Here is a 20,645-nt window from a genome sequence, read left to right on the forward strand (position 1 = left end):
CCCGCGTCCTGCGGCACTATGTCCACCATGGCAGCCGGGGGGCGCGGGACGGGAATGGTCTGGGTGGGGGCGACCGCTTTCCTGGTCGCTGGGGCACTGGTCTACGTACTGGTTCCGGAGCACGATCCCCTGGGCGTGTCCGACCGCAGCGGCCTGGTCTCCATGGTCGTCGGTCTGCCGGGCCTCGTCGTCGCGCTGGTCGCGCTGCTGTGGGCGAGGCCGGGGGCGCGCGAGGACCAGGCGGCCGCGGTCGCCAGACTCGCCAGGGAAGTCCACTCGGTCGGCGAACCGCAGTGGACGCACAGCCTCGGCGGCGACCTCGCGGCCATCGACGTGACGTTCACCTTCCGCCCCTACGCCCACGCCCGCGCGGCGGAGCTGCCGGCCACCCCGGCCGGGCAGCTGGAGCGGGTGGTCGAGGACTACCGCGCGCTGCGGCCGCGCCGCCTGGTCGTCACGGGGGCGGCGGGAGCGGGCAAGACCGTCCTGGCCAGGAAGCTGGTCATGGAGCTCAACCGGACGCGGGCGGAGGACGAACCGGTCGCCGTGCTCATCGCGCTCGCCGACTGGGACGGGGACGAGCTGCTGTCCGACTGGGTCGTCCGCCATCTGGAGCGGGACTTCGGACTGCCGCCGAGGTCCGCCCGGGCGGTCATGGCCGGGCGGATGGTCCTCCCGGTGCTCGACGGCCTGGACGAGATGGACGCGGACGACGTGACCGTGACGGAGTCCAGGGCGCGCCGGGCCCTGGAGGCACTCGCCACCTACCAGTACGGCACTGATCCCGCCCCGCTCGTCCTGACGTGCCGCACGCACAGGTACGACGACTTGGAGTCCGACGGCAGCCATATCCTCGACGCCGCCCGCATCGACATCGACCCGGTGACGCCGGAGCAGGCGATCCGCTTCCTCGGGCAGCGCGGCGCGGCGCGGCGGCCCGGCCCGTGGCAGCCGGTCCTGGACGAGCTCGGGGCGGCGCCGCAGGGCGTGCTGGCGACGGCGCTGTCGACGCCGTGGCGGCTGACCCTGGCCAGTGTGGTGTACGAACGCTACGGCGATCCGGGAGAGATGGTGCCCGCCGCGACCGTGGGCGAGATCGCGGATCTGCTCCTGGGCCGGTTCATCGAGGCGTCGGTGAGCAGCGCGCCCAGAGCACCCGACCGCTACCGGCCGTACGACATCCACCTCCGCCTGCACCGGCTGGCCGTTCTGCTGGGCACGGGCAGCGCGGCCGAGACCGACCTGGTGCTGCACCGGCTCGGGGAACGGCTGCCGACGCGCCGGGTACGCGCCGTGGTCTGCGCGGGCCTGGCACTGGCCGCCGTACCCCCGGCCCTGGTGCTCGCACGGTCATTGCCGTGGTCCGACGTCGACATGATGCTGATGTCCGCGTTCACGCTCGCGGTGGTGGCCGGCTCGCTGATCGAGGAGACGCGCGGCAGGAACGCGGTGTCGATGACCGCGGAGATCGCGATGCCGTCCTTGGGCAGTCCGCTCTGGCGGCTGGGGATGCGACGGTTCTTCCGGACGAGTGCTCGCAGGATCCCGCCTTACATCGCGGGAGCGCTCCTGGCGGCCGGCGCCTGGCAGGCGCTTCCCGAGGCGGTGGGTGGCGGTGGTGGCAACCCGCTGTTCCTGCTGCTGCTCGGCTGGCTCTGCCTGGCGGTGCTGACATGGTCGTCCGCGGGCCAGTTGGACAGCACGGCGGTCGGACCGGCCGGCCCTGTCAGAGCGGGCTGGTGGACCTTCGTTCTGTGCGTGGGCGTTCCGGTCACCGGCGCGGTGACCACCGGCGGCGCCCAGACCGCGGACGCGGTGATGGGCAGCCTGCTCCTGGTGGGACTCCTCGCGCTGCAGCGGGACTGGGTGGGCTACCTCGTTTTCCTCGCCTCACACCACCAACTCCGCTTCCGACTGGCGCGGTTCCTCGACTGGACGGTGACCGCGGGACTGATGCGGACCTCCGGCATCGCGTACCAGTTCCGCCACCGCGAGTTCCAGGAGTGGCTCGTACGACACCCCGAGCCGGTGGACCGGCCCGGCGGGTGAGGGGCAGAAGCCGACCGGGTCGCGGACGTCCGCGACCCGGTCGACCGTGAACCGGTGCGCCACGACATAAAAGCTTGAAAGCCTTTGGGGAAATACCTCCCCACCAAACCACCCGTCGACGCATCGGCGCCCGTCACTCACGCGGGTGACATTCACCAACTGAGCTGGCTTTCCTGCCTGTTCGCGGGCATATGCTCGCCGCGACAACCACAGACATGCGACGGCCCCCGGCGGGACTGGCATCCCGACCGAGGGCCTGACCAACTAGGAAGTAAGCCCCTTCCTGATGGCTTTCCAGCACCCTAGCGCGCCCTCGCGCGCCAAGTCCTCCGTACCCGCCGACACCCCCCGATCCGGTGTCGTTCACGTCAACGCCCGGCACACGGCCCGCTACACGGTCGTCGGCAACCACCTCGCCCAGCACCGCGAGCTCTCCCTCCTCGCGATCGGGCTCGCCGTGCACATCCAGTCGCTGCCCGCCGGGGCCCGCATCGGCATCAAGTTCCTCGCCGCCCGGTTCCCGGAGAGCGAGCACCGCATCGCCGGGGCCCTGCGTGAGCTGGAGCGGCACGGATATCTCGCCCGGACGCGGGAGCGGCTGCCCGGGGGTGAGGTCGTCACCCGGACGGTGTCGTACAACCAGCCCGGTACGCGGCCCGACGCCGAGCCGGCACTCGTTCCCGCTCCCGCTCCGGAGCAGCCCGCACGGGCCGACCGCGTGCCGCCTCCCCGCGAGCCCCTCCCCGAGCCCGACACCCCCGACCTCGACCGGCACCGGGCCGCCACCGAACTCCTCTCCGGCCTGCGCCACCACGACCCCCGCCTGCTCCTCGCCGAGCGGGACGTCCGCCGTCTCACCCCCGCGGCCGCCGCCTGGCTGGAGCGCGGGGCCGCCCCCGATGCCGTACGCCGTACTCTCGCGGCCGCGCTCCCCGACGATCTGCGGCACCCGGCCGCCCTCCTCGCCCACCGGCTCACCGCGCTGCTGCCACCGCCCCTGCCCGCGGGGCCGGCCGGAGCCGCCCCGGCCCGTCCCGATCCGCTCCAGAACTGCGAGGGATGCGACCGGGCCTTCCGGGCCCCGACGCCCGGGCGGTGCCGCGACTGCCGCCCCGGCCTGCGGCGGGCCGCCTAGCATGAACGTGACGACCCTTGCCCCTGGGCACAGACGAGGAGCGCACGCCATGACCATCGCCTCAGGTGACGCCCGGCGGGCCGCGTCCCATCACGTCTATCGCGCCATGCGGGACTTCGTTCAGTCGATGGACGACACCCTTCCCGGCAAATTCGAGATCACCAAGCAAGGGATCGTCCACGACATGATGGCGCCGAACCGGCTCCACGAATTCACTTCGGCTCAGATCAGCCGCCGTCTGGAGCGGGTCATGCCGGACGAGCTCCTGGCACATACGGGGGCGCCCGATGTCGAGGACGAGCCGGAGAACATCATGCGGCTCCCGGACATCATCGTGATCGCCCAGGTGGACATGGAAGGCCAGGGTTCCTTCAACCCCCGCACCCTCATCGCCGCCATTGAGATCGTCTCCCGTTCGAACCCCGACAACGACTGGGTCGGCAAGACCCGCGACTATCCGCTCCTCGGCATTCCCGTGTACGCGATCTTCGACCCGCGCACCGGCTCCGGAGCCGTCCTCTCCGACATTCACTCCACGCCCGACGGGCCGCGCTACGCCACCCGCAAGGACTTCCTCTACGGCGAGGACGTCACCATCGCCGAGTGGACCATCTCCACGGAGGGGCTGCCCCGTTACGAGTGAGGGGGAGGGGAGAGAGGGCCGCGTTCACGCTGCCGTGCACGCCTCGGCGATCGAGAGGCTGTTCTCGTAGAGGTGGTGGCGCGTGATCCGGCCGTTCTCCACCGTGAGGCGCAGGGCGAAGGGGCCCTCGAAGGACTTGCCGGTGGCGCGGACGGTGCCCGAGACGTGGCCGAACAGGACCGCGTCGGTGCCGTCGACGAGGAAGGTGTCCAGGGAGGCGCGGGCGTCCTCGGCGACGGTGTGCTCCGCCAGCTCCGCGGACTGGGCCGCGCACTCCGCGCCGGTGGAGCGCGGCCGGATCCACGGGACGGCTGGGTTCTCGGCGAGCAGCCAGTCGACGTCGTCGGCGAAGAGCTCCACCATGCGCTCGGTGTCCCCGGCGAGGCGGGCCCGGAGGAACTCCTGGACGACGGAGCGGGTGTGGACGGCGATGTCAGTGGTCTCCGTGCTCATGGGACTCTCCTTGGGGTCGGCGCTCGCGGCTGATGAGTCCGATCCTGCCGGGGAGGGGGAGAACGGTCGATTACCGCGGAGGTAATCGGGTCAGTCCCGGTACAACTGGTCCTCCCTGTCCCGGCACAGGCCGTGGGCGGTGCCCAGGATGCGGGACGTCTGCTTCTTGGTGGTGCCGAGCCGCCGCATCGACTTCGTGAACTGCTCGCCGAGCGCGGCGCCCCGGATGGTGCACAACGCGTCGCCCTCGGCCACGAGCGCGTCGTCACTGATCCGGTCTAGGTCCGGATAGTTCTTCCGCAGGCTCCTCAGGAAGAAGGCCGCTGCCGGCCCTTGCAGCCCGCGCCCCTCCGGGACGGCGGACGCGCTCGCCGACGGCGACGTACTCGCGGAAGGAGCGGAAGGCGAGGAGGAGTCGCTGGACGAGTCGCCGGGCGAGCCGCACGCCGTGGCGGTGAGGGCGACTGCGGCGAACAGGAGGACGAGCCGGGGCGAGCGCTGGTGCATGGGTCTCCGGGTGCATGGGTCTTCGGTGCATGATTCTCCCGATACGGGCGTGAACAGGAGATATTCTCACGGCCGTTACGGTGGTGGACGTGAGAGTCCGCCCAGGGGAGGGGAGAGCGCAGTGACGCTCAAGGTCGTGGGTCTGCGCCGTTTTCCGGTGAAGTCGATGCTCGGCGAGGAGCACGACCGGCTGGAGTTCCACGAGCGCGGTGCCGTGGGTGACCGGCTGTGGGCCCTGCGGTTCCCCGACGGCAAGCTGGCCAGCGGGAAGAACCACGCCCGCTTCCGCCGCATCCCCGGACTGCTCGAGCATTTCGCGGCGTACGACGAGGACGGTCTGCCCGTCGTCACCGCGCCGGACGGCGTCACGCTGCGACCCGGCGACCCCCGCGTCCCCGAACGCTTCGGCGAGGGCGTCGAGCTGGTCCGGGAGGGGCCGGACGGCCGGCCGGAAGACCGGCCGGAAGGCCAGGCGGAAGTCCAGCCGGAAGGCCACAAAGACGTCTCCGCCGTCTCCCTCGTCGGCACCGCCTCGCTGCGCGCGCTCGGCGACCTGCTCGGCGACGCCGACCCCGTCGACGTACGGCGGCTGCGCAAGAACATCGTCGTGGAGACCGACGAACCCTGGGTCGAGGAGAGCTGGCTCGGCCGCGAGATCGTCATCGGCGGCGGGCAAGGGGCGGAGCCGCTGCGGCTGCGCGGGATCAAGCGCGTCAAGCGGTGCGTGATGGTCACTCAGGCCCAGCCCGGCCTCCCCGTGGACAACCGCGTCCTCAAGACCCTCACCGCCGTCCGCGGCATGTGCATCGGCATCCACACGGACGTCGTGACGCCCGCCGGAGTCGCCCTCGGCGACACGGTGGTGGTCCGGTGAACCGTCGTACCACCTCGGCCCTGCTCGCGCTGGTCGCCGTCCCCGCGCTGCTCACCGGCTGCGAGACCGGTACCGAGGACAAGGCGGGCGGCGGCGCGGGGGCCGACGCCGCGGCCGGGTCCGCGCTCGCCGCCGTCGACACGCTCACCGTCAAGGGCCGCGCGCCCAAGACCGGTTACGACCGCGACCGGTTCGGCAGCGCGTGGGCCGACACCGACTCCAACCACTGCCCGACCCGGGACGACATCCTCAAGCGGGACCTGAAGGAGGTCCGGTACCAGGGCGGCGAGTGCCGGGTGGTCGCCGGGAAGCTCGCGCCCGACCCGTACACCGGCAGGGAAGTGACGTTCCGGCGCGGCCGCAGCCAGGTCGACATCGACCACCTCGTGGCGCTCTCGGACGCCTGGCAGAAGGGCGCGTTCCGCTGGGAGCCGAGCAAGCGCATAGCGTTCGCCAACGACCCGCTCAATCTCCTGGCCGTCGACGCGGGCACCAACCGGGGCAAGAGCGACGGCGATACGGCGACCTGGCTGCCGCCGAACAAGTCCTACCGCTGCACGTATGTGGCCGCGCAGGTCGCGGTCAAGAAGAAGTACGGGGTGTGGGTGACCGCGGCGGAACGGGACGCGATGAGGAAGGTGCTGGGCGGGTGCCCCGCCGAGAAGCTCCCGTCGGGCGGCTCCCCGACGGAGGCGCCGCCCCGCTTCAGCGCCCGGTAAGGCCCCGAAGGGGCCTTTCAGGGGCGCGGGGAACTGCGCGACCAGCCCAGGGCGGCCCGCAGACGCCGACGAACCCACTGCGGGCAGACGCGTCTGCGGGGCTCCGGCCGTTGGCCGCCGCAGGCCGTCGGTGGCTGGTCGCGCAGTTCCCCGCGCCCCTGACGGGGCCCGGTCGTCCGTGTCGCGCCGCAGGCCCGCATACGCGTCTGCCCACGGCGGGCTCATCGGCGGCTGCGGGTCGCCTTGGCCCGCTCGCGCAGTTCCCCGCGCCCCTGACGGGGCGCGCCGTGACGGGGCGCCCCGTCACCCGTCACGTGCCGCAGGGAAAACCGATACCGCCCGCCCCCGCAGGATGCGTACCCTGCGCCGCATGGACCTCAAGATCACGACCCTCGCCGAGCGTCCGGAGCTCGGCGACCCGCTCTGGCACATGGCCGAGGACTGGCCGGAGTTCATCCTCCATGACCCGGTCGGCTGGTCGCTGATCGGCCGGATCGTCAAGGAACTCCCGGAGTACGTCCTGGTCGCCACCGACGGCGACGCCGACGGCAAGGTCGTCGCCCGCGCCTTCAGCGTGCCGTTCGCCCTCCGCTCCCGCGGCGACGGCGCACTGCCCGACGGCGGCTGGGACCAGGTCCTGCTGTGGGCGTTCTCCGACCTGCGGCACGGCAAGACGCCCGACACCGTGAGCGCCATCGAGATAACCGTCGACGAGGCGGCGCGCGGCAAGGGCGTCTCCGGGATGATGCTCGCGGCCATGCGGGAGAACGCCCGGGCCCACGGATTCACCGAGGTCGTCGCCCCCGTACGCCCCAACGCCAAGCACCTCGAACCGGCCGCGCGGATCGACGAGTACGCGTACCGCACCCGCGAGGACGGCCTGCCGCACGACCCGTGGCTGCGGGTGCACGTGCGGGCGGGCGGCGTCATCGAGAAGGTCGCGCACGCCTCCATGACGGTGTCCGGTTCGACCGCGCAGTGGCGGGAGTGGACCGGGCTGCCGTTCGACGAGGAGGGTCCGGTGGAGGTGCCGGGCGCGCTCGTGCCGGTGCACTGCGAACCGGCGCGCGGCTACGGCGTGTACGTCGAGCCGAACGTGTGGGTGCGGCACACGCTCTGAGCGGGTGTTCCGTCCGCGGGGGGTGGCGTCAGCTGCCCAGCTTGTCGATGTCGAGGACCTTGCCCGCGGGCGGCGCCGTCTTCACCGGCTTGTCGTAGTCGCTGAACGTCAGGTGCTCCGGCTCGGCGACGCCCCTGTCGATGATCTTCAGCAGGTACGGCTTGCCCTCGGTGGCGACGTAGAGCGTGTACTTGTCCTTGGCGTCATGCGCGTTGATCTTGATGGCGGGGGTGCCGTCGAGGGTGGTCGTCGCACCCCTGCGCGCCCCGGAGTTGACGTCGCCGAAGTCCTCGAGCAGCGTGTCGAGGTCGCACATGCCGGCGATGTCCTTCGCGTCGGCACCCGTCGCCTTCGTCTTCGCCCAGTGGCCCGCGAGCATGTCGACCACGGCGTCCGTCTCGTCCTTCGGCTGCCCCTTGCTCTGGGCGCGCAGGAACTTCTCGTCGTACTTCACGTAGACCGTCTTGTCGCCGGGGACGATCAGGTCGAACGAGCCCTCGTCGCCGACCGCCAGCTTGCCCGCGCACTTGCCCGAGGTGTCGAGGGCCAGGTTCATCTTCATCGGGCCGCTCTCCTCGTCGTCGGAGACCTCACCCGCCAGCTTCAGCGATTCGGCGCCCTTCGTCGCCTTGACGGCCTTGTCGACGATCTCGGTGCCGGACATGCCCGCGAAGGGCTCCTTCGGCTTGTCGTCCTTCTCGGAGCCGCAGGCGGTGAGGCCCACGGTCGCGGCGACGAGGCAGGCCGTGAGGGCGGCGGTACGGCGCAGGTGGCGGCGGTGGTGGCGCATGGAGATCCCCCCAGGGAAGTCGTTCGGTGGGGACATCAGAGCAGGATTCTGTGAACCGAGTCAACACGAGAATTGATGGATCTTTGGTTAACGCCGTGAATCGGGCCGTGCCGGTGATCTCCCTGGGTATGCTCGACCCGGCGCGCGACTGACCCCGCGCGCCGAGGGGAGCTGCCAGATGACGCCGCGGGACGACGCGACCGAAGTGACCGCCGCCGGAATCGCCCGGCTCGCCGGGGTGGGCCGCGCCGCCGTCAGCAACTGGCGCCGGCGCCACGGCGACTTCCCCAAACCCGTCGGCGGCACCGAGACCAGCCCCTCCTTCGCGCTCACCGAGGTCGAACGGTGGCTGCGCGGCCAGGGCAAACTCGTCGAGGTCCCGCTCCGCGAACGCGTCTGGCAGCAGCTCGCAGGCCACCCCGCGGGCCCCGTCACCGCCCTCCTGCACGTGGGCTGCGTCCTGCTCCTCATCCGTGACAAGCCGCCCGCCTGGCTCTCGGTGAGCGCCGTCTCCGACGAGCGGATGGCGCAGCTCCTGCCGGACGAGCTCGACGAGGTGGTGGCGATGCGGTTCGGGGTGCGGCGCAGGCGCGCCGTCCGCGTCCCCGAACCCGCCGAACTCCTGCCGTCCGCCCCGCTGTTGCGCGGCGTCGCCGAGCTCGCCGCCGAGCTGGGCGCGAAGCAGACGTACGAGTTCCTGCTCGGCCGGCACATTGACGCCAACCCGCGCCAGTACACGCTCACCCCGACAGGGCCCGCCGAACTGATGGCCCGGATCGCCGAGAGCCGGGCCCCCGCCCGCACCGTCCTCGACCCCGCCTGCGGCACCGGCGCCCTGCTGCGCGCCGTCCCGCCCCGCCCCGACCAGTACCTGTACGGCCAGGACAGCGCCCCGGAGCTCGCCGCACTCACCGCGCTCCGGCTCGCCCTGCACTCCGACGCGACCGTGCGCACCATGGCCGCCGACACCCTGCGCGCCGACGCCTACGAGGGCCACAAGGCCGACGCCGTGCTCTGCCACCCGCCGTTCAACGAACGCAACTGGGGCCACGACGAGCTGGCCTACGACACCCGCTGGGAGTACGGCTTCCCGGCCCGCGCCGAGTCCGAACTCGCCTGGGTCCAGCACGCGTTGGCCCGCCTCACCGACAGCGGCACGGCCGTCCTGCTGATGCCGCCCGCCGCCGCGTCCCGCCGCTCGGGCCGCCGCATCCGCGCCGACCTGCTGCGCCGCGGCGCGCTCCGCGCCGTCATCGCCCTGCCGGCCGGCGCGGCGCCCCCGTACAACCTGCCCTTGCACGTATGGGTGCTGCGCAGGCCCGACCCCGCGGCGCGGCCCGCGCCCGAGCTGCTGCTCGTGGAGACGGCGGGCCTCCTCGCCGCCGACGGCCGCGACCGGCAGTCCTGGCCCGCCGTCCAGGACGCCGTGCTCGATGCCTGGCAGCACGTCGAGCGGCACGGCACCCTCGACGAACGCCCCGGCACCGCCCGCTGCGTGCCCGTGCTCGAACTCCTCGACGACGAGGTCGACCTGGCGCCCGCGCGCCGCCTCCCGCCGCCCGCCGCGGCCGACGGCGGCACGGAGCTCGCGACCGTACGACAGGGCCTGGGCGAGGCGCTGCGCCGGGCCGCCGACCTCGCGCCGCCGCCGGACGACCTCACCCCGTCCGCCGCCGGCACCGCCCGCCCGCCGCTCACCACCGTCGGCGAACTGGCCCGCGCCGGCGCCCTGTCCCTGCACACCGGCACCGGCGCGGGCGCCGCCGGCACCCCCGTGCTCACCGACCACGACGTGCTCACCGGCGGCCCGCCCTCCGGCACCGCCCACGAGAGCACGGCGGACGACGACCCCGTGCGCACCGAACCCGGCGACGTCGTCGTGCCCGTCTTCGGCGGCGGCGCCGCGGCCCGCGTGATCGACGAGGCCACCGCGGGCGCCGCCCTCGGCCGCGGCCTGACCCTGCTCCGCCCCGACCCGGCCGCGCTCGACCCGTGGTTCCTCGCCGGGTTCCTGCGCGGCACCGCCAACCACCGCCAGGCGAGCAGCTACGCGTCGACCGCCGCCCGGCTCGACGTCCGCCGCCTCCAGCTGCCCCGGCTGCCGCTCGCCGGACAGCACGGCTACAGCGAACGCTTCCGGCGGCTCGCCGACTTCGAGGACGCGCTGCGCCACGCGGCCCGGCTCGGCGACAGGCTGGTGCGCGGCATGCACGACGGTCTGACGGAGGGAACCCTTCCGCCCGGGACCGCGTGACCAGTACGACCGACCAGTACGACAAGCACGACTGACCAGTACGGCAACGGTTCGGTACACCCGGGACCGGTCGTACCGGTAGGCCTATACGCTCGAACCCTCACTCGTTCGTTCATCAGGCACCAGGAGCAGCCATGCACGGCCAGGGCTACGCGCCGCAGCAACCGCAGCTGCCCTCCAGGGGGACGCATGTGACGCTGCGCGTGCTGTTCGTGGTGCTCGCGGTACTGACGTGCGGCCTGCTCTCGTGGGCCGCGATGCTCCGGCTCGCCCTCGTGACCCGCAAGTCGTACGACTGGGTCGTCCTCGGACTCGTGACGGCGCTCGACATCCTCGCCCTCGTGCTCATCGGAGTCGACCCGGGCGAGGAGAAGTTCCAGGGCCCCGGCAGCGCCGGCATGATCGTCATGCTCTCCACGATGGTCGCCGCCGTCGCCTACTACCTGTTCGCGGACATCCGGCACTTCAGCCCGTACCGGCAGCCGCAGTTCACCGGCTACGTACCGCCGCAGCCCCAGCCGCAGCCCATGCCCCAACCGCAGCCCCTGCCCCAGCCGCAGGCCTCCTACGGATATCCGCAGGCCGCCGCCCCGGCGCCGTATCAGCAGACCCCGCCGCCCGCGCGTCCCGCCCCCGCCCGCATCCACCAGGTCAGGGCCGAGCTCGACGAGCTGAGTGACTACCTGCGCAAGCAGGAAGGCGGCAGCTGACCGTGCGGGTCGTCGCGGGGCGGTACGAACTCTCCACGCTCATCGGCCAGGGCGGCATGGGCCAGGTCTGGACGGCGTACGACCAGCGCCTCGACCGGCGCGTCGCCGTCAAGCTGCTGCGGCCCGACCGGGTCGCCGGCGCCGAGGCGGAGGAGCTGCGCCGCCGCTTCGTGCGCGAGTGCCGCGTCACCGCGCAGGTCGACCACCCCGGCCTCGTCACCGTCCACGACGCGGGCAGCGAGGGCGAGGACCTCTACCTCGTCATGCAGTACGTCGACGGCGCGGACCTCGGCGACCACCTCGCCGAGCACGACCCCTACCCCTGGCAGTGGGCCGTCGCCGTCGCCGCCCAGCTGTGCGCCGTGCTCTCCGCGGTGCACGCCGTGCCGATCGTCCACCGCGACCTCAAGCCGCGGAACGTCATGGTGAAACAGGACGGCACCGTCTCCATCCTCGACCTCGGCATCGCCTCGGTCATGGACACCGACACCACCCGCCTCACCCACACCGGATCACCCATCGGCAGCCCCGCCTACATGGCCCCCGAACAGGCCATGGGCGGCGCGGTCGGCCCGTACACCGACCTCTACGCGCTCGGCGTGCTGCTGCACGAACTCCTCAGCGGCGATGTGCCGTTCTCCGGCTCCACCGCGCTCGGCGTCCTCCACCGCCACCTCTACGAACCGCCGCTGCCGGTCCGCCGGCTCCGCCCCGAGGTGCCGGAGGCCCTGGAAGCCCTCGTCCTGCGGCTGCTCGCCAAGGACCCCCAGCACCGGCACGGCAGCGCCCAGGAGGTCTACGCGGAGCTGGCACCGCTGCTGCCCGGCCGCGGCACCCCCTCCGGCCGGCCCCTCGACCCCACCCGCCCCTTCCTGCGCCCGCACGCCCCCTGGCCGGACCGCGTCGCGACGCCCGCCGCCACCCCCGACATGCCCTCGCAGCCGCCCGGCGCCCCGCCCCAGCAAGACGTCGCCCAAGCCGTCGAGGACGTCAAGCGGCTCCTCGGCGAGGGCCGCATCACCCAGGCCGTCGACATCCTCGGCGCGATCCTCCCGGCCGCCGCCGCCAAGCACGGCGAGCACTCACCCGTCGTCCGCACCCTGCGCAAGCAGTACGCCGCCACGCTCATGGACGACGGCCAGTACCGCCGCGCCCTGCCCGAGCTGCGGCGCCTCGCCGACGAGCGCGCCGCCGAGTCCGGCCAGGCCGACCCGCACTCCCTCCAGTTCCGCTACGAGGCCGCTCAGTGCCTGGAGCAGCTCGGCGAACCGGCCGCGGCCCTCGCCGAGTACCGCGCGCTGCTCCCCTATTACGAGAACCAGTACGCGACGGAGGACCGCCACCAGTCCCTGGAGATCCGCCGCCGCATCGGCCAGCTGCTCCTCGCCCTCGGCGACCGGCACGCCGCCCACGACACGCTGGTCCGGCTGTTGCACGACGCGGAGCTGCTGCACGGACCCGGCCACCCGTTCCCGGCGGAGATCCGGCGCACGCTGCAGTGGCTCGGACAGGTGCGCGGCTAGGGCGTGTCTTTTGGATCGGTCCGGTCAGCCCGCGGCGTCTGGTGCGGTGCATCGCAAGGCGGAGCATCGCCCGCGGACTGGGTGTCCGTGGGTGATGCGACAACGCCGCGAGGCGCCGTGCCAGGCGTCGCGGGCCCGGGCTGATCCGAAAGACACGCCCTAGCGACGGGCGGTGGAGTGGTGCCGGGTGCCCGAACTCCCGCCGAATCGTTGGTCGAATGGCTGGCCGAGAAGACGGCCACTGCCTACCATCGATCACTGCCGGACTTTGTGCACCGACGCACAAACTCGTAGCAGGGAGGCCCCACCTTGCACCGCCGCAACAGCCGCCGCACCGCGCTCATCCTCTCCGCCGCCGCGCTCGCCGCGGCGCCCCTCCTCACCGCCTGCGGCAGCGACGCGCACCCAGGCGCCGCGGCCGTCGTCGGCGGCGACCGCATCACGGTCGCCCAGCTGGAGGGACGGGTGAACGAGGTGCGCGAGGCGCAGCGGGCCGCCATCCCCGACGACGCGCAGTACTCGCAGGCCATCGCCAAGTCCGGCGGCCTCACCCGCAGCACCCTGCACACGATGGTCCTGGACAAGGTCCTGCACCGCGCGGCCACCGACGCCGGAGTGAGCGTCACACGCCGCGACATCCAGACCATGCGGGCCGCCATGGAGCAGCAGGAGGGCGGCAGGAAGGCCCTGGAGCAGTCCTGGCTGCAGCAGTACGGCGTCGCCCCGTCCCGCCTCGACGACAGCCTGCGCACGGAGATCGAGGCGCAGAAGCTCGCGAAGAAGCTGAACGCGGACATGCAGTCGCCCGAGGGCCAGGCCGTCTTCTGGAAGGCCCTGACGGCCGCCTCCAAGAAGCTCGACATCGACCTGAACCCGCGCTACGGCGCATGGGACGTCGAGAAGAACAAGCGCGCGGACGCGAAGACGCCGTGGGTGCGCGAGGTCACCGACGCGGGCGCGTCGCCGGAGGAACAACCGGCGTAGGGGCAGTAGCGGCAGTAGCGGTACAGGAGGGGACGGCGGGGGACTGGCCGTGGGCCGGACCGGGCTGGGTTACGTTCGACGGGTGAACGAGACCGAGACCCCGCCCCCGGCCGACCCCGCCGACGCGCCCGCCGGCCGCGTCATCCTGCTGACCACCAGCCACCGGGTCGCGCCCGGCCTCCTGTCCTGGCCCGCCTGGCAGGCGCTGCACGGCGCCGACGAGGTGCTGTGCGCCGACGCCGGCCACCCGCAGCTGCCGTATCTGCGCGAGGCCGGCGTGCGCGTCGAGCAGGCCGTGCCCACCGCGGAGGAACTGGTCGACGCCTGCGCGGGCGGCCGCACGGTGCTCGTCGTCGCCACCGCCGAGGGCGACCCGGCACTCACGGACGGCCTGGCCCGGCTCGCGGGCTCCGGCCGCGTCGCCATGCCGGACCTGGAGCTCCTGCCCGCCTCGTACGACCTGCCGGGCGCGCGCCTGCTCGACCTGGTCCAGGTCATGGACCGGATCCGCGAGGAGTGCCCGTGGTCCTCGCAGCAGACGCACAAGGGCCTCGCGAAGTACGCGATCGAGGAGGCGTACGAGCTCGTCGAGGCGATCGAGGAGGGCGACAGGGAGGAGCTGCGCGAGGAGCTCGGCGACGTCCTGCTCCAGGTCGTCTTCCACGCGCGGATCGCCGAGGAGGCCTCCGGCGATCCGGGCGACGCCCCGTTCTCCATCGACGACGTCGCGGGCGGCATCGTCGACAAGCTCATCCACCGCCACCCGCACGTCTTCGGTGACGACTCGGCGGACACGCCGGAGGACGTGAAGGCGCACTGGCTCCGCACGAAGGCGGAGGAGAAGCGGCGCACATCGGTGACCGAGGGCATCCCCCTCGGCCAGCCCGGCCTCGCGCTCGCCGCGAAGCTGGCGTCCCGGGTGCGGACGGCAGGCCTCGAGGTGGCGGTGCCCACCGGGGAGGGCGTCGGCTACGAACTCCTCGCGCTGGCCCTGCGCGCCGAGGCGGCGGGCGTCGACCCGGAGGCGGCTCTGCGCGTGGCCGCGCGGGCCTATCGGGACGCGGTGCGGGCGGCCGAAGGGGTCGGCGCTTAGTACCGTTGCCCCTCCAGGCGGTTCGATGGGCGTGGGGGCTTGCGTGGCAACGGAGTTGGAGGAGCTGGCCGCCGAGGCGGCCGATCTCCTCGTGGGGGCGATGTGGGCGGACGAGGCTCGATGGCGGTCGGTTCGGCATGGGTTCACGGAGTTCTTCCGGGATTCGTCTGACAGAGAGAGCCGGGCCGAGCTCGACCTCACCCTCGACAGGCTTCGGGCGCGCAGGAGGTCTGCCGCCTCGGCCCAACTGCGGCAGCTCTGGACTGCTGCGCTGAGCCACCACCTCAGAGCCGGTGGCCCGCCCCTGACGGAACGCCTCCGTCAGATCGTGGCCGGCTTCGCTCCCGGCGCTGCGGTCGACACTGCCGACGCCACCGGGGACTTCGCCACCGACTTCACACCCTGGTACACCGCCGCCCAGCCCGAGGGCGTGAAGGAGGCCGAGGCGCAGGCCGGCCCCGCCGCGCGGAACTCCGTCACCGGCGGCACCCAGGCCGCCGTCGTACAGGCGGACTCCATCGGCTCGGTCACCGTCAACGCGCCGCCCGCGCCCCAGCACGCCGCCGCCGACGGCTGGCCCCGCATCGACGGGCTCCGCCGCCTCGGCCTCGGCGTGCGCCCCACCCGCCGGTTCCCCGGTGCGACGGCCCTGCCGCCCTACGCCATCAGGGACTGCGACGACGAGCTGTCCGTCCTCCTGAGGCAGGCCGCGCACTACGGCGGCCTCGTCATCGTCACGGGCGGCCCCCTGTCCGGAAAGACCTCGACGGCGTGGGCGGCCCTGCGGGCGAGCGTGCCCGACGACACGCGGGTCTTCGTCGCGGGCGCCGGAGCGAACCTGAGCGACCTCCCGGAGCAGCTCCGGGGCCGGGAGGCCACACGCACCCACGTGGTGTGGCTGGACGACCTCGACGGCCACCTCGCGGAGCCCGGCACGCCCGGCGTCCTCTCCCGGCTCATCCATGACCGCGTCCTGGTCCTGGCGACGATGCGGGACGAGGCGTACGACCGGCACCGCTTCGGAAATCATCCGGCCGCCCGCGTCCTGAGCGTCGCCCAGACCGTCGAGGTCCCCACCGAGTGGAGCGAGGCGGAGCTGGCGCGGCTCGCGACGGTCGACGACCCGCGCTTCGCCGACGCCCTCCGGTGGCGCGGGGACCTGGGCGTCACGGAGTTCCTGGCCCTCGGCCCGGACCTGTGGGAGGAGTGGCGCAGGGCGCGGCGCTCGGGAACCCGGCTGCTCGGCCACCTGTTGGTGCGCGCGACGATCGACCTGGCCCGGAACTCGACAGCCGGAGCGCTGCCGCTGGAGGCGCTGAAGGGCGTGGCGGACGAGTACGAGGAGCGGGAGGAGGTGAAGGGGGAGACGTACGAGGACGCGTTGGCGTGGGCGTGCGCGCCCCGGTCGGGGGTGGCCGGACTGCTCGTACCGGGGGAGCGCGAGGACACCTGGAAGGCATGCGGCCCGCTGGTCGCGGAAGCCATGCGCGCGCCGGACTTCCCGGTGGTCGACCGCTACGGCTGGTGGGCCATGGTCCGGAGCGTGTGGAAGCACAGCCCGGCGGCGCACGGCCCGCTGCTCGCGGCGGCAAGGGCCGCCCTGCGGCCGCAGGGGGAGGCGGGTGACGTCGACGTGATGCGGGTGCTCGCGGAGTTCGCCGGTGCCGCCGGTGACCTGGCGGACGCCAAGTACTGGTACCGCCGGGTGGTGGAGCGCGAGCCCGACTCGGCGATGTCCGTCGGCATGGAGCTGTCGGCGCTCGGTGAGTACGCGGAAGCCGTCCGGCATCTGGAGACGGCCGGGGCCGACGGCACCGCCTCGACGGCACATGCGGCCGCCCGCCTGCACCTCACCCGCGCCCAGTACTGGTTCGCGCAGGCGGCCGGTAAGGGCGACGAGCAGGCCGCCGCCACCCTCGCCCACCTGCGCTCCGCCCCGGCCGCACGGCCGGATACCGTCAAGGAGTGACCGAAAAGACCGACCCGTCCGCCACCGGGAGCGCCCGGGAGACCCCGCCGGAGGCCCAGGGGCCCGAGCTCTTCACCTGGGAGTTCGCCACCGACCCCTACCCCGCGTACGCCTGGCTGCGCGACAACGAGCCCGTGAGCAGGCAGCGGCTGCCCAGTGGGGTGGAGGCCTGGCTGGTCACCCGGTACGCGGACGCCCGGCAGGCCCTCGCCGACCAGCGGCTCAGCAAGAATCCGGCCCACCACGCCGAGCCCGCCCACGCCAAGGGCAAGACCGGTATCCCGGGCGAGCGCAAGGCCGAGCTGATGACGCATCTGCTCAACATCGACCCGCCGGACCACACCCGGCTGCGCCGGCTCGTCGCGAAGGCGTTCACGCCCCGCCGCGTGGCCGAGTTCGCGCCGCGCGTGCAGGAGCTGACGGACCGGCTCATCGACCGGTTCGCCGAGCAGGGCACCGCCGACCTCATCCACGAGTTCGCCTTCCCCCTCCCCATCTACGCCATCTGCGACCTCCTCGGCGTCCCCCGCGAGGACCAGGACGACTTCCGCGACTGGGCGGGCATGATGATCCGGCACGGGGGCGGCCCGCGCGGCGGTGTCGCGCGGTCGGTGAAGAAGATGCGCGGCTACCTCGCCGAGCTGATCCACCGCAAGCGCCTCGAACCGGGCGACGACCTCATCTCCGGTCTCATCAAGGCCTCCGACCACGGCGAGCACCTCACCGAGAACGAGGCCGCCGCGATGGCCTTCATCCTCCTGTTCGCCGGGTTCGAGACCACCGTCAACCTCATCGGGAACGGGGTGTACGCCCTGCTCACCCACCCCGAGCAGCGCGAGCGGCTGCAGCGGGCCCTGGACGAGGGCGACACCGGTCTCCTGGAGACCGGCATCGAGGAGCTGCTGCGCTACGACGGGCCCGTGGAGCTCGCCACCTGGCGGTTCGCGACCGAGCCGCTCAGCATCGGCGGACAGGACATCGCGGCGGGCGACCCCGTCCTCGTCGTGCTCGCCGCCGCCGACCGCGACCCCGCCCGGTTCGACGAACCCGACACCCTCGATCTCTCCCGCCGGGACAACCAGCACCTCGGCTACGGGCACGGAATCCACTACTGTCTCGGCGCCCCGCTCGCCCGCCTGGAGGGCCGCACCGCCCTCGCGACCCTGCTGCGGCGCCTTCCCGACCTGCAACTGGCGGCGGACCCCGCCGATTTGCGGTGGCGTGGTGGGCTGATCATGCGAGGACTGCGGACACTGCCCGTGGAGTTCACGGCGGAGTTCACAACCGCACAGAAAACGGGTCCGGCCGTACACCCTGCTGACGGCCCATCAGGACTGTGATGTTCACGTGATCTCCGCTGCATCGACTTGTGACAAGCGTTCGACTGCGGCTACGTTCACGACGACTTGAGCGCCCCAGGCGCCCAAGTCGTCGCTGCAGTCTCCTGAAAGGCACCCGCATGCTCTCCGGCAATGGTCGTCACCGACGCCCCCGCCAGGCCCCGGCCCTCATCGTCGCGGCAGGAGTCACCGGATCAGCCATCGCCATCCCGCTGCTCGGCGCCACCAGCGCGAGCGCCGCCGAGACCACCACGTGGGAGAAGCTCGCCGAGTGCGAGAGCGGCGGCGCGTGGAGCGCCAACCCCGGCAACGGCTACTACGGAGGGCTCCAGCTCTCCCAGGAGACGTGGGAGGCGTACGGCGGCCTCGACTACGCGACCAGCGCCGACCAGGCCAGCCGCTCCCAGCAGATCGCCGTCGCCGAGAAGATCCTCGACGACCAGGGCACCGCCGCCTGGCCGAGCTGCGCCCCGATCGCCGGTCTCTCCAAGGACGGTGCCGCGGCCGACGTCGACCCGGGCGGTCCCATCGCGCCGACGCCCTCCGAGTCGCCCGACACGACCGACACGAAGGACTCGGCCGATCCCAAGGGTTCCGAGGACGACAAGGACGCCAAGGACGCCAAGAAGCCCGAGGGGGCGGACAAGGCGGCCGGTGACTCCGGCGACCCGTCAGAGGGCCCGCGCAAGCCCTCCGGTGACGATTCGCGAGACAAGAATCACGACGAGTCCGGCGAAAAGGACGACAAGGGCGGCGAGAGCGGCAAGGACAGCGGCAAGGGCGACGCCGAAAACGCCGAGAACGCCGAGAACGCCGAGAACGCCGACGGCAAGGGCGAGTCCCGCAAGTCCGGTGACAAGGACTCCACTTCGCCCACGCCCGAGAAGTCGACCGAACCGGCCGACGACGCCGCGGACTCCGACGGCTCCTCCGCCGGCCGCCACCGGGGCGACCGCGCGGACGAGAGCGACAGCGCCGGCGACCGTCCCGGACGGCACGCCTCGCGCGGCGGCGACCGCACCGAGAAGCTCGCCGACGGGACGTACACGGTCCGCTCCGGCGACAACCTCTCGGTCATCGCGGACGACTTGGGCGTCGACGGCGGATGGCACGAGCTCTACAGCGAGAACAAGAAGACCGTCGGAGCCGACCCGGACCTCATTCTCCCCGGTCAGAGCCTCGATCTGGGCGAAAAGTAACGGAAATTGACGATGCGTCTGCGGGGGACTTGACACCTGTTGTCCGGATTGGCGCGAGTGAGAGATGGGTCTCAGAAGCCCTGATCGTCTTTGAAATTCCGTGGGGAGCGTGGCTACGGTCGTGACCGCTCGCCACTGGTGAGCCCCGCCGGTCGGTACGCCGAATCCTGCCAACGGCCGGACGGGAACAGTCGTCGCTCAAGAGCGCCGTGGGCAGGAGCGGGGGACCCAAGGTAAGTGCCGGAAACGGCTAGGGGTGAAGTCGCACTCGAGAAGTGCGGCCGGGCAACCACATCGGCCCGAACCCGACAGCTCACCTCGCAGGCGTCGGTGTAGGGGATCAACTCATGCTGCTTTCCGGCAAGGGCAAGCACCGTCGCCCGTCCAAGGCCACCCGTGTCGCCACGCTCGTCGGCGTGACCGGCGCGGCCGTCGCCGCCCCGCTGATGGCGGCCGGCTCGGCCTCCGCAGCCACCACGTCCGAGTGGGACGCCGTCGCCCAGTGCGAGTCCGGTGGCAACTGGTCCATCAACACCGGCAACGGTTACTACGGTGGCGTGCAGTTCTCCGCCTCCACCTGGGCCGCGTACGGCGGTACGAAGTACGCGCCGACCGCCGACAAGGCCTCCAAGGCCCAGCAGATCGAGATCGCCGAGAAGGTCCTCGCGGGCCAGGGCAAGGGCGCCTGGCCGTCCTGCGGCGTCGGCCTCTCGGGCGCCTCGCCCAGCAGCGGCGGCGGCTCGCAGCAGCAGGCCCCGCAGCAGCAGAGCAAGCCGCAGCCGCAGCAGACGCAGCAGCAGGCCGCTCCGCAGCAGCAGGCGCCGAAGCAGGCCGCTCCCAAGCCGCAGCCCGCGCCGCAGACCGAGTCCAAGAAGACCGTCGAGACCCCGACCGGCAAGACGGTCAAGAAGGGCGACGGCGAGTACAAGGTCAAGACGGGCGACACCCTGTCGAAGATCGCCGAGTCGCACGACGTCAAGGGCGGCTGGCAGAAGGTCTACAAGCTCAACGGCGACATCATCGACAACGCCGACTTCATCTACCCCGGCCAGCAGCTGCACCTCAGCTGACGGACCCGGTCGCGGCCGTGCCTCGGCGGACGCACGGCCGTCCCACCCCGTCCCCACGGGCTCCCCGCCCCGGTGCGTGTATCCCCCGTACGCACCGGGGCGGGGCCATGTCCGCCCCCGGTGACTGTCCCCATGTTCGCTACTAGCGAGTAGAGAACGTGGTCTTACGCCCGGATTCCACGCCATTTGGGCCTTGTGTCGTCCCAGGGGACG

18 protein-coding genes and 1 riboswitch are annotated in these 20,645 nt (G+C 72.6%); of the genes, 15 read left to right on the plus strand and 3 right to left on the minus strand.

What is annotated here, in order from left to right; genetic code table 11:
- The first annotated feature begins 27 nt into the window (after nt 1-27).
- From ACI2L3_RS09870 to ACI2L3_RS09880, 3 genes are all read left to right on the plus strand, one after another.
- Nucleotides 28-2,049: an NACHT domain-containing protein gene (locus ACI2L3_RS09870; RefSeq protein WP_404751796.1), complete on the plus strand. Its 2,022-nt coding sequence runs from the start codon at nt 28-30 to the stop codon at nt 2,047-2,049.
- A gap of 286 nt (nt 2,050-2,335) precedes the next feature.
- Nucleotides 2,336-3,184, plus strand: coding sequence for a helix-turn-helix domain-containing protein (locus tag ACI2L3_RS09875; protein WP_404751797.1), 849 nt, complete (start codon nt 2,336-2,338; stop codon nt 3,182-3,184).
- A gap of 49 nt (nt 3,185-3,233) precedes the next feature.
- Nucleotides 3,234-3,827, plus strand: a complete 594-nt coding sequence (locus tag ACI2L3_RS09880) for a Uma2 family endonuclease (RefSeq protein WP_404751798.1) — start codon at nt 3,234-3,236, stop codon at nt 3,825-3,827.
- 24 nt (nt 3,828-3,851) lie between these two features.
- On the opposite strand, the gene ACI2L3_RS09885 is transcribed toward ACI2L3_RS09880, so the two are convergent.
- Complete coding sequence (locus ACI2L3_RS09885) at nt 3,852-4,280, minus strand: nuclear transport factor 2 family protein (protein ID WP_404751799.1); 429 nt, start codon at nt 4,278-4,280, stop codon at nt 3,852-3,854.
- Between the two features lie 90 nt (nt 4,281-4,370).
- A complete protein-coding gene (locus tag ACI2L3_RS09890) occupies nt 4,371-4,787 on the minus strand; it encodes a hypothetical protein (RefSeq protein ID WP_404751800.1) in 417 nt (138 codons plus the stop codon).
- Nucleotides 4,788-4,908: 121 nt separating this feature from the next.
- Between ACI2L3_RS09890 and ACI2L3_RS09895 the strand changes: the two genes are divergently transcribed.
- The 3 genes from ACI2L3_RS09895 to ACI2L3_RS09905 all read left to right on the plus strand — a co-directional run bounded on the left by ACI2L3_RS09895 (nt 4,909) and on the right by ACI2L3_RS09905 (nt 7,500).
- Nucleotides 4,909-5,661: an MOSC domain-containing protein gene (locus ACI2L3_RS09895; protein ID WP_404751801.1), complete on the plus strand. Its 753-nt coding sequence runs from the start codon at nt 4,909-4,911 to the stop codon at nt 5,659-5,661.
- Nucleotides 5,658-6,380, plus strand: a complete 723-nt coding sequence (locus tag ACI2L3_RS09900; protein WP_404751802.1) for an HNH endonuclease family protein — start codon at nt 5,658-5,660, stop codon at nt 6,378-6,380. The genes ACI2L3_RS09895 and ACI2L3_RS09900 overlap by 4 nt, the downstream gene beginning before the upstream one ends.
- 370 nt (nt 6,381-6,750) lie before the next feature.
- Nucleotides 6,751-7,500, plus strand: coding sequence for an N-acetyltransferase (locus ACI2L3_RS09905; protein WP_404751803.1), 750 nt, complete (start codon nt 6,751-6,753; stop codon nt 7,498-7,500).
- A 28-nt stretch (nt 7,501-7,528) separates the two neighbouring features.
- On the opposite strand, the gene ACI2L3_RS09910 is transcribed toward ACI2L3_RS09905, so the two are convergent.
- The gene (locus ACI2L3_RS09910; RefSeq protein ID WP_404751804.1) at nt 7,529-8,326 is read right to left on the minus strand and encodes a hypothetical protein; all 798 of its coding nucleotides are present in this window, start codon (nt 8,324-8,326) and stop codon (nt 7,529-7,531) included.
- Nucleotides 8,327-8,468: 142 nt separating this feature from the next.
- Between ACI2L3_RS09910 and ACI2L3_RS09915 the strand changes: the two genes are divergently transcribed.
- The 9 genes from ACI2L3_RS09915 to ACI2L3_RS09955 all read left to right on the plus strand — a co-directional run bounded on the left by ACI2L3_RS09915 (nt 8,469) and on the right by ACI2L3_RS09955 (nt 20,432).
- Nucleotides 8,469-10,544: an N-6 DNA methylase gene (locus tag ACI2L3_RS09915; RefSeq protein WP_404751805.1), complete on the plus strand. Its 2,076-nt coding sequence runs from the start codon at nt 8,469-8,471 to the stop codon at nt 10,542-10,544.
- Nucleotides 10,545-10,678: 134 nt separating this feature from the next.
- Complete coding sequence (locus tag ACI2L3_RS09920) at nt 10,679-11,254, plus strand: hypothetical protein (protein ID WP_404751806.1); 576 nt, start codon at nt 10,679-10,681, stop codon at nt 11,252-11,254.
- Entirely contained in the window at nt 11,251-12,777 is a 1,527-nt protein-coding gene (locus tag ACI2L3_RS09925) for a protein kinase (protein ID WP_404751936.1), read from the plus strand. The genes ACI2L3_RS09920 and ACI2L3_RS09925 overlap by 4 nt, the downstream gene beginning before the upstream one ends.
- Before the next feature lie 309 nt (nt 12,778-13,086).
- Entirely contained in the window at nt 13,087-13,761 is a 675-nt protein-coding gene (locus ACI2L3_RS09930) for a SurA N-terminal domain-containing protein (RefSeq protein WP_404751807.1), read from the plus strand.
- 82 nt (nt 13,762-13,843) lie between these two features.
- Nucleotides 13,844-14,854 (plus strand): nucleoside triphosphate pyrophosphohydrolase, encoded by a 1,011-nt coding sequence (locus tag ACI2L3_RS09935; RefSeq protein WP_404751808.1) that lies wholly within the window; start codon nt 13,844-13,846, stop codon nt 14,852-14,854.
- A gap of 43 nt (nt 14,855-14,897) precedes the next feature.
- Nucleotides 14,898-16,823: a sel1 repeat family protein gene (locus tag ACI2L3_RS09940; protein WP_404751809.1), complete on the plus strand. Its 1,926-nt coding sequence runs from the start codon at nt 14,898-14,900 to the stop codon at nt 16,821-16,823.
- A complete protein-coding gene (locus tag ACI2L3_RS09945) occupies nt 16,820-18,163 on the plus strand; it encodes a cytochrome P450 (RefSeq protein WP_404751810.1) in 1,344 nt (447 codons plus the stop codon). Before ACI2L3_RS09940 ends, ACI2L3_RS09945 begins: the two co-directional genes overlap by 4 nt.
- A gap of 119 nt (nt 18,164-18,282) precedes the next feature.
- Nucleotides 18,283-19,362, plus strand: coding sequence for a transglycosylase family protein (locus ACI2L3_RS09950; RefSeq protein WP_404751811.1), 1,080 nt, complete (start codon nt 18,283-18,285; stop codon nt 19,360-19,362).
- A gap of 195 nt (nt 19,363-19,557) precedes the next feature.
- Nucleotides 19,558-19,705: riboswitch (cyclic di-AMP (ydaO/yuaA leader) on the plus strand.
- 4 nt (nt 19,706-19,709) lie between these two features.
- Entirely contained in the window at nt 19,710-20,432 is a 723-nt protein-coding gene (locus ACI2L3_RS09955; RefSeq protein WP_404751812.1) for a transglycosylase family protein, read from the plus strand.
- Nucleotides 20,433-20,645 lie beyond the last annotated feature (213 nt).

Source organism: Streptomyces sp. NPDC029674, from assembly GCF_044903205.1.
Classification (GTDB): Bacteria; Actinomycetota; Actinomycetes; order Streptomycetales; family Streptomycetaceae; genus Streptomyces.